This window comes from Thermoanaerobaculia bacterium, assembly GCA_035593605.1.
GTDB lineage: Bacteria > Acidobacteriota > Thermoanaerobaculia > UBA2201 > DAOSWS01 > DAOSWS01.
On sequence record DAOSWS010000002.1, the window covers coordinates 101817 to 119527 of the forward strand.

The 17711-nt window shown below is 52.4% G+C and carries 15 protein-coding genes and 3 tRNA genes; 13 read left to right on the forward strand and 5 right to left on the reverse strand.

Annotated features, from left to right (window positions below; genetic code table 11):
• The first annotated feature begins 12 nt into the window (after positions 1-12).
• From pgsA to PLD04_01425, 8 genes are all read left to right on the forward strand, one after another.
• Complete coding sequence (pgsA, locus tag PLD04_01390; protein ID HXK66971.1) at positions 13-558, forward strand: CDP-diacylglycerol--glycerol-3-phosphate 3-phosphatidyltransferase; 546 nt, start codon at positions 13-15, stop codon at positions 556-558.
• Positions 555-1172, forward strand: a complete 618-nt coding sequence (locus PLD04_01395; GenBank protein ID HXK66972.1) for a DUF502 domain-containing protein — start codon at positions 555-557, stop codon at positions 1170-1172. The genes pgsA and PLD04_01395 overlap by 4 nt, the downstream gene beginning before the upstream one ends.
• Positions 1172-3661 carry an MMPL family transporter gene (locus PLD04_01400; GenBank protein HXK66973.1) on the forward strand — a complete coding sequence of 830 codons (2490 nt, stop codon included), beginning with the start codon at positions 1172-1174 and terminating at the stop codon, positions 3659-3661. The genes PLD04_01395 and PLD04_01400 overlap by 1 nt, the downstream gene beginning before the upstream one ends.
• A 386-nt stretch (positions 3662-4047) precedes the next feature.
• On the forward strand, positions 4048-5106 hold the full coding sequence (locus tag PLD04_01405; GenBank protein HXK66974.1) for a hypothetical protein: 1059 nt from the start codon (positions 4048-4050) through the stop codon (positions 5104-5106).
• Entirely contained in the window at positions 5103-6629 is a 1527-nt protein-coding gene (locus tag PLD04_01410; GenBank protein ID HXK66975.1) for an oligosaccharide flippase family protein, read from the forward strand. The genes PLD04_01405 and PLD04_01410 overlap by 4 nt, the downstream gene beginning before the upstream one ends.
• Positions 6626-7711, forward strand: a complete 1086-nt coding sequence (locus tag PLD04_01415; GenBank protein ID HXK66976.1) for a glycosyltransferase family 2 protein — start codon at positions 6626-6628, stop codon at positions 7709-7711. Before PLD04_01410 ends, PLD04_01415 begins: the two co-directional genes overlap by 4 nt.
• Before the next feature lie 91 nt (positions 7712-7802).
• Entirely contained in the window at positions 7803-8027 is a 225-nt protein-coding gene (locus tag PLD04_01420; protein ID HXK66977.1) for a hypothetical protein, read from the forward strand.
• A gap of 32 nt (positions 8028-8059) precedes the next feature.
• On the forward strand, positions 8060-8380 hold the full coding sequence (locus PLD04_01425) for a TfoX/Sxy family protein (protein ID HXK66978.1): 321 nt from the start codon (positions 8060-8062) through the stop codon (positions 8378-8380).
• A gap of 18 nt (positions 8381-8398) precedes the next feature.
• Here PLD04_01425 and PLD04_01430 read toward each other — a convergent pair whose 3' ends face one another.
• On the reverse strand, positions 8399-8884 hold the full coding sequence (locus PLD04_01430; protein HXK66979.1) for a DUF6265 family protein: 486 nt from the start codon (positions 8882-8884) through the stop codon (positions 8399-8401).
• A 740-nt stretch (positions 8885-9624) separates the two neighbouring features.
• Between PLD04_01430 and PLD04_01435 the strand changes: the two genes are divergently transcribed.
• The 5 genes from PLD04_01435 (at position 9625) to PLD04_01455 (ending at position 13995) form a co-directional block, all read left to right on the forward strand.
• A tRNA-Arg gene (locus PLD04_01435) sits at positions 9625-9698 on the forward strand.
• 645 nt (positions 9699-10343) lie between these two features.
• A complete protein-coding gene (locus PLD04_01440; GenBank protein ID HXK66980.1) occupies positions 10344-12653 on the forward strand; it encodes a DnaB-like helicase C-terminal domain-containing protein in 2310 nt (769 codons plus the stop codon).
• Positions 12654-12781: 128 nt separating this feature from the next.
• Positions 12782-12856: transfer RNA gene (locus PLD04_01445), tRNA-His, on the forward strand.
• Positions 12857-12861: 5 nt separating this feature from the next.
• Positions 12862-12936 (forward strand) — tRNA-Arg (locus PLD04_01450).
• 678 nt (positions 12937-13614) lie between these two features.
• Positions 13615-13995 (forward strand): VOC family protein, encoded by a 381-nt coding sequence (locus PLD04_01455; protein HXK66981.1) that lies wholly within the window; start codon positions 13615-13617, stop codon positions 13993-13995.
• Between the two features lie 45 nt (positions 13996-14040).
• Here the strand turns inward: PLD04_01455 and PLD04_01460 are convergent, their stop codons facing one another.
• The 4 genes from PLD04_01460 to PLD04_01475 form a co-directional block, all read right to left on the reverse strand.
• Positions 14041-14232 (reverse strand): hypothetical protein, encoded by a 192-nt coding sequence (locus tag PLD04_01460; protein HXK66982.1) that lies wholly within the window; start codon positions 14230-14232, stop codon positions 14041-14043.
• A 57-nt stretch (positions 14233-14289) separates the two neighbouring features.
• Positions 14290-16509 (reverse strand): hypothetical protein, encoded by a 2220-nt coding sequence (locus PLD04_01465; GenBank protein HXK66983.1) that lies wholly within the window; start codon positions 16507-16509, stop codon positions 14290-14292.
• A 26-nt stretch (positions 16510-16535) separates the two neighbouring features.
• Positions 16536-17201 (reverse strand): hypothetical protein, encoded by a 666-nt coding sequence (locus tag PLD04_01470; GenBank protein ID HXK66984.1) that lies wholly within the window; start codon positions 17199-17201, stop codon positions 16536-16538.
• A 240-nt stretch (positions 17202-17441) separates the two neighbouring features.
• Positions 17442-17645: an SAP domain-containing protein gene (locus PLD04_01475; GenBank protein ID HXK66985.1), complete on the reverse strand. Its 204-nt coding sequence runs from the start codon at positions 17643-17645 to the stop codon at positions 17442-17444.
• Positions 17646-17711: the final 66 nt, after the last annotated feature.

Genomic DNA, 17711 nt, shown 5'->3' on the forward strand with positions numbered 1-17711 from the left:
CACAATACAGACGTGTTCACCCTACCGAACCTTCTGACGATTTTACGGATTTTTCTGGTCCCCATTCTTGTCGTTGTTCTGCTGACCCGATTTGAAAACAGGGAATACATCGGTCTGATCATCTTCTGGCTGGCCTCAATCACTGACTTTCTTGACGGGTATCTTGCCCGTAAATATTCACAGGTGACCACACTGGGAAAGCTCCTTGATCCAATCGCGGACAAGCTGTTAATTTCGAGTGCATTCATTTCACTTGTAGAACTGGGCCTGGCTCCCGCATGGATGGTTCTCATCATCATTGGTCGTGAATTTGCCGTCAACGGGCTTCGCAACGTCATTATCGAAAAGGGGCTTGTTCTCTCGGCCAGCAGGCTGGGGAAATTTAAAATGGGATCCCAGGTTGTATGTATTTCACTTCTTATCCTGGGGGAAAAACTGGGAGAATTCGCCTTTCTGGGGAATGTTGCGCTGTGGGTCGTTCTTGTCGCAGCGATCGGGTCGATGGTAGATTATTTCGCCAAATTCTGGATCCTTCTCTTTCCAAAGAATACTGAATGACAAACAGGGCCAGGATTCGAAAGACATTTTTCAGCGGGCTGATCCTGCTTCTGCCTCTTTGGGTGACCCTTTCCCTCACCGCGTTCATCATCAAGAGGATCACGTCTTTTGTCAGCCCCGGGATATCCAAGATTTTCGAAGCGCTGGAGATCGATATTTCCGCGCCTCTTCTCTATGTCCTCTCCCTGGTCATCGCTCTTCTCCTGATCTACCTGGTGGGCCTTCTGGGACGCAGGGCGGCAGGAAAAGCCGTCATGGCATCCCTGGACAGGCTTTTCCTCAGAATTCCGGTGCTAAAAACGATCTATGCCAGCACACAGCAGATTCTCAGCGCCTTTCAGGGAACCAAAACACGAACCTTCCAGAAGGTCGTGTTAATCGAATATCCAAGACCGGGGATTCAGACCCTTGCCTTCGTCACCAACCAGATGGGGGAGTATCTGACTCTTTTCATCCCGACGACACCCAACCCGACTTCCGGCTGGCTGGCTCTGATGAAGGAGGAAGATTGTATCACGGTGGATCTTACGCCTGATGAGGCACTCAAGCTGATTATCTCCGGAGGGATCATCCTACCCAAACACTTCACTTTCCAGGCACTGACTCGACCGTGATGCAATTTCTGATCCGACACTATCGAAAGGTCGCTTTTGCAACCGTCCTGATCACCATCGGATGCGTCTTTATCATTCCGGGGCTTCAGATAGAAACGGATATCGTCAAACAGATGCCTCAGGATAACAAGGTTTTTGAAACCTTCCGTCATGCTGTCGAAGATGTGGGTACCCTGGATGTCTTTCTGATCATCCTTCGCCTGGATCCCGATTCCGATATGGATACGATCACCCATTTTGCCGATGAACTGGCTGTAAATGTGGAACGTTTGCCCGATATCCGACGGGTGGAATATCGGCTTCCCGATCCCCTTGCCTATTATGGAAGGCTGCTTCCCCATCTCATGGCGATGTCTTCCGACGAAGAATGGGAGGCTGTTCGGGCTCGTCTCGAAACCGGTGCCATCGAACGCAACCTTGCCCTCGTCAAGAGCCGTCTCCAGACACCGCTCTCCGGAACAGTAAAAGGCTGGCTTCGAAACGATCCTCTGAACTTCCTGGAAATCTTCCAGGATCGCCTGACCCAGGACGGACAGGGTTTTTCCCTCGATTTCGGGACCGGCTACTTTCTTTCCGGGGATCACCGCTTTCTGATCCTTATCGCCCGTCCCATGCGCCCGGCACAGGATATCCTTTTCTCCCGTGAACTTGTGAGGGAAGTGAAAGAAGTGGAAGAGCGCACCCTGGGAGAATTTCGAAAGTCACAGGACCTGCCTGAGTTTCAGGTCACAATTGAACATGGGGGCGGATACGTCATCGCCATCGAAGACGGTGCGATCGTCAAGTCGGACATGTTGCGCAATATGGCGACGTCGTTTATTGGCGTTCTCATCCTCTTCCTCTTTGCCTTCCGAAGATACGGTTCCCTGATCTTTGCCGCCATTCCCATTGCCGTGGGGATGCTGCTTACCTTCACCTTTGCGACCCTTGTCATGAAAGAGGTGAATGCCGCCTCCTCCGCCTTTGCCGCTCTTCTTATCGGGCTGGCCATCGATTTCATTATTGTCACGTATGCCCGTTACATCGAGGAGAGGGGGCACGGGATCGATTGTGAGGGAGCCTGCAGGCTCCTGTCCCGCACCGTGTATCCGCCTATATTTATCGGCGCCATCACGACCGCAGCGACCTTCGCATCCTTCGGTGTGACGACTCTGCCCGGACTTCGGGAGCTGGGGCTTCTGACCTCGACGGGAATCCTGATCTGCATGGCCACAATTTTCATCCTTCTCCCCACGATGTTACTTATGGATGCCGGGAAGAAGAGAGTGTCCCGCCTCTATCTCCATTCCTTCGGTTCCGATCAGATTGTTCGATTCTCCATCCGCCATACCTGGATCATCCTGATTGGATCGATTGTCATTACTATAGTCTGCATCTATCTGGCAGTCGGAATTCCCTTTATCGATGATGCCAACACGATGCGAAGCCCTGACAACCGGGGTGTTGTGCTTCGGAAGGAACTCGCTGAATCCTTCGGAACGACCTTCTCCCCCATGATGGTCCTGGTTGAAGCTCCTTCGGAAGATGAGCTTGTGGAGCGAAACTCCAGGCTCAAGGACTTTTTGAATCAGCTCAAGTCTGAAGGGGTGATCACAGGACATGCGGGCCTCTATCAGCTCCTCCCCTCCATATCCTGGCAGCAGGAAAACATTGAACGGAGAAAATCGGAATTCACACCGGAGCATGTGGAAGAAATTCGTAGGGTATTCACCACTACCTGCCAAAAGCTGGAACTCAATGTCGGGGTTTTTGAAACCTTTCTGGGTACCTTCTCCAAAACGCTGGAAAACCCGACTCCGATAACGATAGCCTCCCTTCCGGAACATGATCCGTTGATCCAGCAATTTATCCGACGGTCTGAGGGTAAGGTGGAGAGCATCGTGTCGATCTATCCTCCACAGGGTATGTGGCGACGGGAGCCTCCTCCGACACTCGAATCCTGGATCGACAAGCAGGGGGAGGGAATGACCCTTACGGGAGTGAACGTGTTAAGCCGTGAAATCCGTACGATAGCCCGTCGAGATGCTTTCCGGGCGACAGTTCTGGGATTTGTCCTCGTTTTCATTCTTCTCTACCTTGACTTTAAAAAACTGTCCCTCACCTTTTTCTCATTGATTCCCCTGGTGTTCGGGATCCTGTGGATGCTCGGGACGATGAGGCTCCTCGATATTCCGCTCAACAGTATGAATATTTTTGTCATCGCAATGATCATCGGGATCGGGGTCGACTATGGCATCCACGTCGTCCATCGCTATATGGAGGGAAAAGATGACCCCTGGGCCAGCGTGGCGCGAACGGGGAATGCCATCATCGTTGCGGCCCTCTCCACGATGATTGGCTTCGGGACCCTCACAATGTCCCACTTCCCGGGGCTGCGAAGCATGGGGCTCCTTGCAATCCTTGGGGCAGCCTATTGTGCTCTTGCCTCCCTCACAGTTTTCCCCGTCTTTATCAAGGTTGCCCACCTCTTCCGCCGCGATAATTCCTGAATCATTTCATATTCGATTCAGACGCGCGAAAACCAATGATTTTCGCATCTTTGAGTGCTATTTTGCCATTCATTCCGGGTAGAGTAATATAATAGGTATCTGGTAGAGTCTGTGTGATCCGGATAGTAGAACGCTGTTGCAAGAATGGATAAACCCAGTAAATTCGATTTGGTTTTCATTCAGGAGGGTGGACAATTAATCAACGAATAATCATCCGTTCAAGGTAACGAAGAACAGGTGTTATCATGATCCGGCTCCGCAGCTCAATCCGATCCATTTTTAATCGGATTCGTCGCCTCTGGTGGTTTGTCCTTCGGATTCCCTGCCTTTTCCTGCCTTCCGGGAAGGTTCCTCGAAAAATCCTCTTCGTCTGTCAGAATGCTTTAATGGCGGAACATCTGGCCTCTGTCTGGTCGCTTATCAGGGAAGATGACCGGATCCAATCTTCAATCTTTCCAATTGTTTCTGAATCGGATGACCGGGAAGAGATCCATCGGGCTATACTGCATCACCTGCCTTTTCCGAAGGTTTGTCCTGCAGTTGCATATACCGCTAATTGGGATCTGCTGATAACCGCCGACCGTGTAGATCGATATCTTCTGAGGCCGTCCAGGTATCCGGCATTGAGGGTCCAGCATGGAGTGGCCTTTGACCGTATCTCAAAAAAAGATAACTATCTTTTGCGGGATGCGGGTTCCAGGGGAATAAAAGGTTTGCTTCCCTACGCCAGGGTGTTTGTGAGCTCGGAAAGAAATCTAAACACAATGGTGACATCAATGCCCGAACTCAAGGGTGCGGTCCGAGTAGTGGGAAATCTCCACGATGACCGGATGTTAGAACTCAACGAGAGGCGATCTCAGGTGCGGAGGGACCTGGGATGGAGAGAGAACGAAAGGATCGTTTACGTGATGGGACACTGGGGGAAAGATAACCTTTACCGATGGATGGGCCTTGAATTGATCACAAGATGTCAATCTCTTTCCGAACAATATTCATGGATATTTGATGTGCATCCCAATGAGTATCGTAAAGGGGGATTCGGTCTGATCCTTCAGTCACTTTCAGGGAAGAACAACGTAATCAGAAGCCCGCACGAGAGCTGGATTCCCTTTATGGTTGCGTGTGATGCCTGTATCTCAGACCATACGTCTCACGCACTTCATGCGATGCTTCTAGGAAAACCGGTCATCCTGGCTTCTCAATCCCTTCGCAGGGTTGAAACCGGTTCGATACTTCATCAGCTTGGATCCCTTTTCCCAAATCTCAACAATGACGCCTCCAACCTGAAAGAATGCCTCACAATAGCAATGAATAATCCAAGGACTGCTGAATTGAAAACCCTCTCAGAATTGATCAATTCCGCACCGGGCCAGTATCGTTCAAGGGCCAGGAAGGAAATCTATGATCTGTTAAACCTGGCTCCACTGGAGAATGCGGTTTCATGAGTCAGACAGGTCACGCACTTTACCGCGGAGCCATGACCCGATCTCTGGAACATGGAATCACCATTGTGAGCGGTCTGATTCTTTTACCCATCATGGTGACCTCCCTCGGAACCCGCCTGTATGGATTATGGGTCCTGATTGGGACACTGGGGGGGTATTTTGGACTCCTGGATCTCGGTCTGACGTCCGCCGTACAACGTTTTGTTTCCAGAGAACTCGGACGCAATAACAGAGTGGGAATCGATCGTTTTATCACCACAAGTCTATATTTGTTCTTTTTCTATGGAATGATCGTTTTTTTTATTGCCGGGTTGGTCATACTGTCTGTGCCTTTCTTTACCGCTGGCCCTGAGGATATTCGATTAATCCGCGAGTTAATCATGATCACCGCCGGCGCCATGGCGATTTCATTTCCAATACGGAGTCTTCGGGGTGTCCTCAATGCCTATCTGCGTTTCGACCTCCTCAGTTTGATTTACACTGGAACAACAATTGTCCGCACAGCTCTGATTTCTTTTATTCTTATGCGGGGACACGGCATTCTGGCATTGGCCCTGATCTCCGCTGGATGTCAAATCTTTCAAAGTGTTCCGATTGGATTGGCTGTACGCGCGGTCCATGGAACCATACCCGTAAAGCCGAGATATTTCCATCGTCCCTCCATGTCTGAACTGATGAGCTATGGTGCCTTTTCACTCATGGCACAGGTGACCGACTTGCTTCGGTTTCATGTGAACCCTTTTATTGTAGCCACTTTTCTGGGGATTCCGGCAGTGACCCCCTTTGCCATCGCCGATCGTCTGAGAAGAATGACTGGAGGCATCAGCACCCTTTTTCCCGCCATGCTGACCCCTGTCTTTAGCCGTAAGGATGGAGAACGGGACGAGGAAGGTATCCGGGATTCATACTTCTTCGCCTATCGGTTTTCCTGTTTTCTCGGAGCCTTTCTCGCCGGGCTCGTGTGGATGCACGGACATGAGTTCATTCAGCTCTGGCTCGGCCCCGGCAACAGGGAGATTGAGATTATGCTGTATCTTTTTATGGGGGGAACACTCTTTTCCATGATTCAGACACCCACGGTCAATCTCCTGTATGGAATGTCCCATAATCGCTACTACGCCATGATTAACGGGATTCAAGCCATAGGCACCGTGATTTTAAGTCTGATTCTGGTTCGTCCTTACGGGTTAATTGGCGTCGTGATCGCGAATTCTGTCATCAGTATTTTCGTGAAGACAGGGCTACAGGCGTGGGGAGCCTGTCGTATCCTGGGAATCTCCCTTTTAGAATTTCATGTGCGCCACACCATTCCAAACCTGGCGTTGTCAGCCCTGTTCTTTGCTCTGGTTGTTCCTGCCATCTTTGTCTTTCCCGCTACAAGTCTGCCCGGAATAGCAGGCAGTGCCGCGATAATGACTCTGCTTTACTTTTCTTACATTATTATGGTCGGTTTTACACGTCAACAGAGAAAAATCGTGTGGAAATCGGTGAATGGACCTGCAATGATCAGGACCAGGGCATGAATCGCACGCTGCTTCAGAGAAAATCCCCAGCGGGTTTCATAGAAAGCGCCAAATTGTATCCGCTTGTCAGTATCATCATCCCTGCCCTCAATGAGGAGCTGTGGATTCGCCGATCCATTGATTCTGTTCTTAGGCAGACATGGAAGCATCTCGAGGTGATCGTGGTGAATGATGGATCCACGGATAACACGGAAGCCATCTGTCGCACATATAGAAATCGTATCCGGTACATTCGCCAGGAGTGGAGGGGGGTCAGCGCCGCCAGAAATCGGGGAATTTTCTTATCCAGTGGTTCGCTCATCGGCTTCCTGGATGCCGACGATGAACTCTTTCCTGACATGGTGGATCACCTCGTGAAGCAGCTCCTGCGTTTCCCTCAGGCAGGTGCGGCATCGGGTGCTTTCGTTCTTGAAGGAGATTATGCACCCATTCGTAAGCCTGGCAGGGGATCGATATTTGCAAATGGCGAATCTTCTGGAATTATTCATTCCTTTTTTGACGTCCTTGATAAAACTATCGTTTGTACGGGATCCATGCTGGTTCGGCGTGAAGTTCTTGATCAGGTCGGTCACTTTAACGAGGCCCTGCATGTGGGTGAGGATATGGAGCTTTGGTGCAGGATAGGTGGGAATTTCCCGTGGGTTTTTTCGGATCGGGAGATGATGATCTATCACAAGAACGAGAGTGATTCCGAAAAGAAAAGAATCCGACAGGGGGCAACGTGGAAATGGATATTGACAAAGCGGGAGATGAAAAAGAAAATCCTTTCAGAACACTGGGTAAGTTATCGTCAGTACCTGGAAAGGATCTATATAAAATACTCCAAAAACCTTCTTGTCAAGGGGGAAACTGCAAGAGCCAGAGAAATTCTTGGTACAATCAGTCCGCAGGTTAGAAATATTAGCTGGTACATGCTCTCGATCCTCGCCTTGCTACCATCTTTTCTGGTCGTTCTTATTGTAAAAAGTGTAATTACCTTGAAAAAGGGGTATCGGCTCAATAATACGAAGTGGGTATCCGAGCATGTAAGAAAATTCTGTCAATTACGACGGGCGCATTCGCCTCAGATGTATGAAGATTGATTTCACTCCAAATAGTAAATACAAGGTTTTGGGGCGAAGTCCTTGATTTAGAAATTGAATTTAACTATATTGAAGACATTGGGAGGTGTACATGGAAAACTGTAAAATGCTGGAAGGGTGTCTTTTCTTTCACGACAAGCTTGAAGCCATGCCTTCCACGGCTATGCTGCTGAAAGAAAAATACTGTCTGAAAGCCTATGAAGACTGTGCCCGGTACCGGGTTGCGACAACTCTGGGACGGGAGAAAGTTCCTGGGAATCTCTTTCCCGGCCAGACCGATCGGGCGGACCAGATCTTGAAATCGGCGGGGCACTGAATCTGAAAATGACTTGATATTCTGAGACACCCTTGAAGAACAGAGAATTCCTTGATTTCGTTCTGGACCAGTTGTCCGGGTTAGGATCTGTCAATGCCCGTGCCATGTTTGGCGGGTATGGGCTCTATGAGGGGTCCGTAATCTTTGGCGTCATCCATCGGGATACGCTTTATCTCAAGACCGATGAAATTACCCGAATGGATTATATTCTTGCGGGAATGTCACCTTTTAAGCCAAATGATAAGCAGACACTGATAACTTATTATGAAATCCCAACCGAAATTCTGGAAAACTCTGAAAGCCTGGTGGAATGGGCCATCGCCGCTATCCACTGTCAAAGGAAAAGGAGCTGACCCCCCTGCTTTTCATTGTTATCGTTTCCTGTTCGCCGTATAGCGCCATATGTATTCGACGGGTTTCCCCTGTTGCTCGCCCTTTGCCTGCACGAATAATATTCCCTGTGGCTCAAGCCGATAGAGAATGAATTTTGGGAAATCGTGATTCGGATTTTCGAAAATAACCTGGTTATCGTCCATTTTCGTCATTTGGAACCCGGTTTCGCCTCTTCCGTTGGGCATCGCCAGGTAGACGATTCCATCTTCGCCCTGCTGAATCCGTAAGAACTCAAAGAAGGTTTTTTTATTGGGGGCCGTATCCCGGTGGAATCCCAGAATCATATCCCCCGAGGGTGATGACCATACTTCTTCCTGCTTCATATCACCATCCTGCGCAATCCAATGACCTTCAAGCCAGGAGAGGCGTTCGAGGGAAGGATAGGGTGGGGAATCTCCTCCATGTAAAAAGGTTGCGAGACAGAGAATAGTGGTAAGTAGAGTGATCATTCTTATGGGTTTCATGGTTCTATTGTACTGAACTGTTGACCCGTAAAACAGGGACAGCTTATATTTTTAACGCTCCCGGGCTGAACCGAGAGTATACTGGCCTCGCTTCGCTTGATCATCCTTTGCTCACCGGGATTCTGCACAGACATCTCGGGAGCGCAGGATCGCGTCGAATTGCCTGGGACATGACCTGATTTGTTTTTAAGGGCCGCGATGATATTCTTTCGTTCACGGCAGGGACACGTAACGAGTACATGTCCCACGTTCACTCGCTCATACCCTGAAAAATCAGGATCGTGTCCCATAGGTCTCTGGAGACCACTCCTGGCCTTGAAGCTCTTCGCTTGCCTCAAAGCCCAGCCCCCCCCGGTTGGCTCCGCGGCCTTTGGCCTGGTCGCCGCGCTCCCAGGTTGGACCGAGGGTATGCTGGCCTCGCTTCGCTCGACCATCCTTTGCTCAACCGAGATTCTGCGAAGACATCTCGGGAGCGCAGGATCGCGTCGAATCCCTACTGGCCTTGAAGCTCTTCGCTTGCCTCAAAGCCCAGCCCCCCCCCGGTTGGCTCCGCAGCCTTTGGCCTAGTCGCCGCGCTCCCAGGTTGGACCGAGGGTATGCTGGCCTCGCTTCGCTCGACCATCCTTTGCTCAACCGAGATTCTGCGAAGACATCTCGGGAGCGCAGGATCGCGTCGAATCCCTCCTGGCTTTGAAGCTCTTCGCTTGCCTCAAAACCCTAGAACGATTACAATACCCACACTGCCAGTAGCTCAGGTGGATAGAGCAACGGACTTCTAATCCGTAGGTCGGGGGTTCGAGTCCCTCCTGGCAGGTGTCCTTTGTAAGGGGTCCATTCGGGCCTCGCACCTCCAGAGTGAAAATCGTGGGTATGCTGGCCTCGCTGCGCTCGACCATCCTTTGCTCAACCGAGATTCTACGAAGACATCTCGGGAGCGCAGGATCGGATCGAGTCCCTCCTGGCAGGTGTCCTTTGTAAGGGGTCCATTCGGGCCTCGCACCTCCAGAGTGAAAATCGTGGGTATGCTGGCCTCGCTGCGCTCGACCATCCTTTGCTCAACCGAGATTCTACGAAGACATCTCGGGAGCGCAGGATCGGGCCAAATTACCCGGGACATGACCTGATTTGTTTTTAGAGGCCATGATGATATTCTATCGTTCACGGCAGGGACACGTAACGAGTACATGTCCCGCGTTCACTCGCTCATACCCTGAAAAATCAGGATCGTGTCCCACAGGTCAGTTGGCACCTCAGCCTTTGGTTTCGTCGCCGCGCTCCAGAGTGAAAATCGTGGGTATGCTGGCCTCGCTGGTTTGGATCATCTCTCTAACGGGAAGGTTTTTCCCCTGAGGCTTGTTATGATGAGACGTAGTCTTAATTCCGAATAGGCAAGGCGGCTCATATGTTGTTTATCTCATATTTCTCAGTGTACAATGATCGAAGTAGGGAGGTATAGGCGATGCTGGAGACCCGTGCACTCGTAAACACTCTGTATTCCAGGCTCAATATCGAGGAAACACTCAAGGGGTTAAAGCCTCAAAAAATGGTGAATTATCACCTTCTTCACTGTCCTCAGTGCGGGAAGAAAAATGCATACCTTTACAACAACCGGGTGAGATTCACGTGTAACTGGCTCGATACCTGCCGGTTTTCGATGAGTCTCTGGGACTACATTAAGAAGAGCCGGAAACTGGATGATGTCGGCACCCTCCATGAATTGACACGATTGGCCAACTACCCGATACCTGATCTGGATGAAGCCCTGGCCACCCGTGTTGCCAGGTTGGAAGAAGAAACCGATGCTCTTGAAATGGCCCTTCACCACTTCAAAGAGGCCCTCTGGTCCGAGAGGGGAAAGAGGCTGCTGGATGTGCTGAAGATGCGGGGACACACCGAAGGCGAGATCATCCTGATGGATCTGGGTAATTTCACAACTCCGGGAGAAGTTGACACCTATCTGACACAAAAGGGATTCGCACCCTCGGTGATCCGTGAGTTGGGTCTGAACGGGGAGGGGATGGGATACACACACAAGCTGGTCCTGCCTCTCCGGGATGCAGCCGGAATGCTTCGGGGGTTAATTGTCCAGGCGACCGAGCAGGCGGAAACCATCTACCTCTACACCCATGAAATGGATCGAACGGCACTGTTTAACCTTAACGAAGTCCGGGACATGAAGGAGCTGCTTGTTGTGGAATCCTATCTCGACGCCCTTTCCATGACGGTTCGGGGGATGAAAGGTGTCGTAGCCACGGGTGGTTCCACTATTCACGATCCCCAGGTACATGAAGCACTGCGTCATGGAGTCCGAAACCTTATTCTCGTGTTTAACAATACGGAAAGTGGTAAGCAGGGCGTCGAGCGCTCGCTTACCTATTTGAATATTGTTGGCCTAAAGGTCTTTATCGCATCCCTGGTGGAAGGGTATGGCTCTCCGGGAGAGGTGATGAATGGGGATAAGGAGAAAAACCTATCCCCGCTTGGAATGCAGGGGTTGAAGGAACTCCTCCGAAAACCGACAAGGGCGTGCGAATGGAAGGCGGAGCGGATTCTCTCCCGGTACAACCTCTCCAATCCCCTGGAATGGGAAAAGGCCAAAACCGAGGCGTACCGGTATGTCGAAACGATTAACGATCCCATTGAAACGGAGATCTTTTTCAATACCATGGCTGCAGCCATGGAAATCTCCGACGATTTCTTTGAACGGGGGTTAAAACACTATGAAGAGGCCCAGGAAAATCTCAGGATCCGCCAGAGCCTTGCCATCTTCCTGAACAAATTCGCCACCACGCAGGCTGCCGGTCAATCCCTGATGGATGACGGAAAATATAACGATGCCAAAGACTATCTGGAAAGGGAACTTCGGACGCTGGTCCTCGATTTCGAACGGGTCAAGGCCAGAAGAGCCAAAGATTTAAGCCTGTACCTCCGGGATAAATTTAATAACCTTGCAGAAAGAAAACAGGAGCTTCTCGGCCTTCGACTCAACCGTTTCAAGGAGTTGACCCGAATGTTGGATGGAATCCAGCCCGGCCTTTACATCCTGGCGGCGGAATCCTTTGCAGGGAAAACCGCCTTTCTGACCAATCTCTTTATGGATATTCTCTCCAGTGACCACGATGTAAGAGGACTCTTCTTTTCCCTGGACGACGACAAGGATGCCATTATCCATCGTCTTGTGGGAATCCTCACAGGCCTGGATATCAATATTCTTCAACGGTGGCCCGAAGAACCTGATATTCAAAAACAATTACGTTCTGCATTCAACGAGTTGATCGATCTGGCTGAGACGGGCAGGCTGGATCTTTTTGACCTTTCGGATACGGCGAACCTGGATTCCGTTGAATCGGAAATCCGAAAGCGCGCGGGCAGCAAACTGGTTGTGGCCATCGATGGGATGTTCAATCTGGAAGAGAGGCAGGATGGAAGCAGGGGACCAGGGAACATTGAGATTTCCAGGCGGCTGAAAACCCTCGTCGATACATTTAAAATCCCCATCATACTGACAGAAGAGTTGGGAAATTATATGAGCGGTCTCCCTCTCGATACGAAGGCAGCAGCACGGGAGATTCTGGATATCGGTCAATATGACTACCATGCCGGCGTCGTCTGGCTACTCTACCCGCAAAATCGGAGTGAATATCCCCACCACGACAGTGCACCACTCGTCCTGGATTTCGCCAAAAACAAGCTGTCCTCCTTTCGGGGGCATCTGAACCTTATTTTCCACAAAAACCAGGGAAAAATCGATGAAGTAACGACTACCTGAATGAGTCATACTGAGGTCCAGAATCATCGCCTGTCTGTGGTATACTTATGGCCCACTTGAGCAGCAGGGCCCCATTTCGGGCAACCCTGCAGGTCGTTCATGGAGTCCTTCTCCGGAGCGGCACGGTGGTGAGCGTAGCTCAAGGGCAGAGCACCGGACTGTGGATCCGGTGGTTGGGGGTTCAAATCCCCTCGCTCACCCCAACTTCGCGCCTGTAGCTCAGTCTGGATAGAGCGTCAGACTCCGGATCTGAAGGCCGGGCGTTCGAGTCGCCCCAGGCGCATTCTCGACTTCCTCAATAGCATTTCGATTCGAGCCCTCAACCGGTATGGTTGTTGGGGCTCCTCGCTTGCCCTGCCATAGCTGTGAGCGACGGCGGGCGCCAACAGAGTAGGGTACTGGGGATGGTGGCCTCGCTGCGCTCGACCATCCTTTGCTCAGCCGAGATGCTGCGCAGACATCTCGGGAGCGCAGGATCGCCCCAGGCGCATTCTCGACTTCCTCATTAACATTCCGTTCGAGCCCTCAACCGGTATGGTTGTTGGGGCTCCTCGCTTGCCCTGCCATAGCTGTGAGCGACGGCGGGCGCCAACAGAGTAGGGTACTGGGGATGGTGGCCTCGCTGCGCTCGACCATCCTTTGCTCAGCCGAGATGCTGCGCAGACATCTCGGGAGCGCAGGATCGCCCCAGGCGCATTCTCGACTTCCTCATTAACATTCCGTTCGAGCCCTCAACCGGTATGGTTGTTGGGGCTCCTCGCTTGCCCTGCCATAGCTGATGAGCGACGGCGAACTGCCACAGGCTCAATGACTGGCTTTTGGATGAAAATTTTTAATGCTTTGAGCTCTGTTGACCTCCTGGTTTTGGGCATGGTAGCCTGCATATACCGGCGGTCCCGAGAATCGTATCTGGGCTTAAACATCAGATACCGGAGCCGCAGAACCATTCAGGGAGGTGACTGTGAAACGAGTGACAGGCATCGGAGGAATATTCATCAGCGCAAAAGACCCGGCCAGATTGTGTGAATGGTATAAGACCCATCTCGGAATCGATGTCCATGAGTGGGGCGGTGCGATCTTTCGCTGGGTTGACGATACTGGTACTCCTGTAAATGGCACAACCGTCTGGTCCGTTGGAGATGGCTCGTACTTTGCTCCGAGCAGGGCCTCCTTCATGGTCAACTACCGGGTGGCAGACTTAAAAGGGCTTCTGAAGGTGCTTCGGGAAGAGGGTTGTCAGGTCCTGGATAAGATTGAGGAATCAGAATTCGGGATATTTGGCTGGGTGATGGACCCCGAGGGTAATAAGGTTGAGCTGTGGCAGCCTCCTGAGGGTCAATAGGCAGAACCGGATGTTGAAGATTCCGTCGACTACATTTACGCCCGGTCAGGTCTCTGACCGGAGCTGTATCCCGCCCACCAGGTTGTCGTAGATGGAGAAGACCATCGGGACACTTTCGGTAATCGGCGTCTGGGAGGGTGTATTGTCGGTCAAACGCCCCTGGTAGTTGATCCTGGTTGGGACAGGCTGGGCAGATAGTGATGTGGAAACAATCAACCCCAATACAACAGAGAACATGGTGATCGACCGAATTATCTTTTTTTGATGTTCCTCTGTACCCTCCTGGGTCATTTCCTAGGTGCCGCTGGATATTTCCGGTATGCGGGGTGGGTCTTCCGGGTGGGGTGGAACAGGCCCTTCCGGAGAATTGTGGTGCCTGGTCTCCCGAGACTTGGATGGTTCCTCTCCCGGTTCCGGGCTTTCCTCAGAGTTTGCCTTTGCGTTCCAACTCACTTCCGCCGTCTCCACTCGGGCGACCCAGCGGATGGTCTCTCCGTTGCCCTGCACCTGGGGCATCAGGGCGTCGAGGGTGTCGCTGGCGAGGACCTGGACGTTCCAGGCTGCATCATCCTCACCCAGGACGGTGATGATGGGTGTTCCGACCAGTGTTGTGGTACCCCCGACGTTCTCGATGAGTCCCTGTGCACGGTATCCGGCTGACTCCCCGGCCGACGTTCGTCCGGCAAACAGGATATCGAAGGATACCGTGCGTCCGTCAGCAATGGTAATACGCTGACTGGTGCTGTTCCCGTCCAGGAAGAGGTCGTGCCAGGTGCCCGCCGCCATGGCGTATTCCCTCCGCAAGACGTATACCGAGGTCTGGGCATCGCCCGCGACCGCAAAGCCGCCACTGGCATAGGCCATCTCACCAAAGTGGGTCGCACTGCCATAGACGCCGCCCGGTACGGTGGCATACGCACCGCTGACCGTGTTGGCCCGGCCCCCGGCGACGGCCCAACTGCCGCTGGCCGTGTTGTCCTGTCCGCCGGCGACCGTGGCATACGAGCCGCTGGCTGAATTGCCCCGTCCACCGGCAACGGTGACATAACTGGTGCTGGCAGTGTTCTGGCGGCCGCCGGCTATGGTGGAATAGCCTGACGCGCCATCAATCACGTTTCCATATCCCCCGCCGATGAAATTGCCCCAATTGGTGGCTGGAATCAGATTGTTGGCTCCGGCAACGATGGCATTGTAAATGCCGCCGGTGACCTGATTGTTTGCCCCTCCGCCAATGAAGGAATAGTCCCCGCCAGCTGCCGTGTTATATTGACCGCCGACCACGACATTTGGACCAAAGTTTGGTCCGTTGGCCTCGTTGTCATAGCCGCCGCCAACGAAAGCGTACTGACTGCCGGCAGAATTGCTCCGTCCTCCCGAAACAGTCGAAGCATAACCGCCGGCAGTGTTCGTCGTTCCCCCGGTAATCGCCGACAACGTACCGCTGGCGGTGTTGTTCGCGCCACCACCGACGGTGGCAAGCGTGTTGTTGCCCACAGTTCCGTCGTCGCTGCCAGCCTGGTTGTTCTGACCGCCGCCGACCACGCCCACGTGATCGACCACCCGGTTAAGATTTCCGTTCTGCCCCCCCCCGCCGATCACGGCGCCAAAGGTCCCGCTAGCGATCCAGTTGCCACTGTAGCCGCCGATGAGGTTGGGGCTGGTGCCGGGCTCTATTCGGAGAGCACGGGTGTTGGCGACTTCCAGGTTCAGGGCAAAGGTATCGTTGGTTCCCAGCCATCCTTCCGCCCCGAAGGTATTTCCTCCCTGCTGGTAAAACGAGCCTGCGTGAAGGCCGTCGAGGAGATCGGCGTTGAGGTTGGTTACTACGGTGGTACTGTCCACTGAGAACGGGGCGCTGGCCCCGGATGTGCCGCCGTCGAAGGCCGGTATCCCGGTAACGGTTTCGTTCTGTGCCAGGTTGAAATACTGCGGGTGGTCATCGTCACTTAGGCCGGTCAGCGCCCCGTGGTCGGTTACTCCTCCCGCACTGGCACAGGTCGGGGTGCCATCCTGGGCGAACCCGGTCAGGAAATCCCCGGGAGAGCATGGGGAGATCAAGGCCATCTGCCAGGAGGAGGATTCAATCCCGCCGAGGGCATCGCTGTCGGAGGCCTTTTCCGCCTGGTTGGCATACCCCACGGAACCAATCGGCTGTCTCGGAGTCAGGGTTTCTCCCGCCGCAGTGATCTCCAGGTAGCGGGCCGTACCTTCGGTGAAGACGGAAGCAGGAATGGGATTCCCATTGCTCCCCAGCAGGACGCTGAAGATCCCGTCCACTACATCCACGCCGGGCCAGGTCTCGGTCCAGAGCTGGGTTCCGCCCACCATGTTGTCGAAGATGGAGAAGACCATCGGGACACTGTTTGTGATCGGTGTCTGGGAAGGTGTGTTGTCAGTCAGGCGCCCCTGGTAATTGATCGTGGTCGGGACGGTCTGTGCCAGCACCGGAAAGGCCGTAATCAGAAGGATTATTATGATGCCCAAAATAGCAATGGCTGCAAATGTCTGTTTCATGGTCTTCTCCTTACAGGGTCTGTTTGTCAACGTGGTTCATAACGGGACCACGGTGCCCGGATCGATCCATTCAGCTCAGGGGAGATCGACTCTCCGCTTCGCCCCGGTGCTGTGGCCAGGATGTTGTAGCAGGTCAGGTCCTCGGAGGGAGGAGATTCATCGGTGTAGTACTTCTCCCCTGTGCTGTCATAGAGGCCGCTGAAAATTTGGGAACAGTCGATGGCGCGGTAAATGGAATAGGGTGCATTGTTGCCGGACCAGTCCAGCCTTGGCCAGTCGGGATCTCCCATATCCCTGGTCACCATGAGAATCACCGGGACAAGGGTGGAACCGTACCGTCCCCAGAATCCAGACTGGAGGACATAGTGGTAGGACGAAGAGCAGCCGACCGTCATCTCCTGACCCAGGGAACCATTCATTGCAAAGCTTGGCGTGGAAGAGTCTGCCGGCTGACCCGCGGTATTTAGGGTCACCTGTTGAAGGCAATAGGAGGTGGAACACCCGAGAGTCCGAAGTCCATTCTGCATTTTCCCGGAGTCAGATTGGATAAAGGAAGGAGAGGAATGAATGGAGCCCGGAGGTGAATTTGTTCCCTGATGGTAGGCTGTCTGAGCATGGAGTGGATAAGCTGTGATAAAAAGTAGGAATACGGTGATACAAACGATCCTGAAAAGAACGGAATGTTCTTTCATTAACCCCCCAATCAATTGTCAGTTCCGAAATCATTTCATAGCAGATTGGCATCTCAAGTATACGCCTGTGTTAGAGAGAAAAGATAGAGCCACAATTAGAAAATCAATCCTGAAAATTCAAGATTTGAAGATGCGGTTGTTACGATGAATTAATTCAGGGAATCGATGTGTCTGATAGATGAAAAATTATGAACCCGGTTCCAGGAAGTTGATTCAGAAGGTTTTATATTGCACTGTTTCTCAGTGCTTGTGCTTTGATTCCTTGATGCAGTCTGGCAGCCAGATACAGTCGGTGCGGTCACAGTGTCCGTCTCGTGCCGTGCCGTAGCAGGGGAAGTTCTTTTCCTGGGTCTGGATCGATCGGATGAGGTTCGCCTTCGTGACCTTATGAATTTTTGTTATGCCTAATTCCCTGGCCTTCTCCTGAATTTGCTTTATGTTCATGTCCCCCTCCTTACCTTTACGATGGGATGGGAGGGGCTTCCCTGTCAAGGAGATCGAATCCATTAC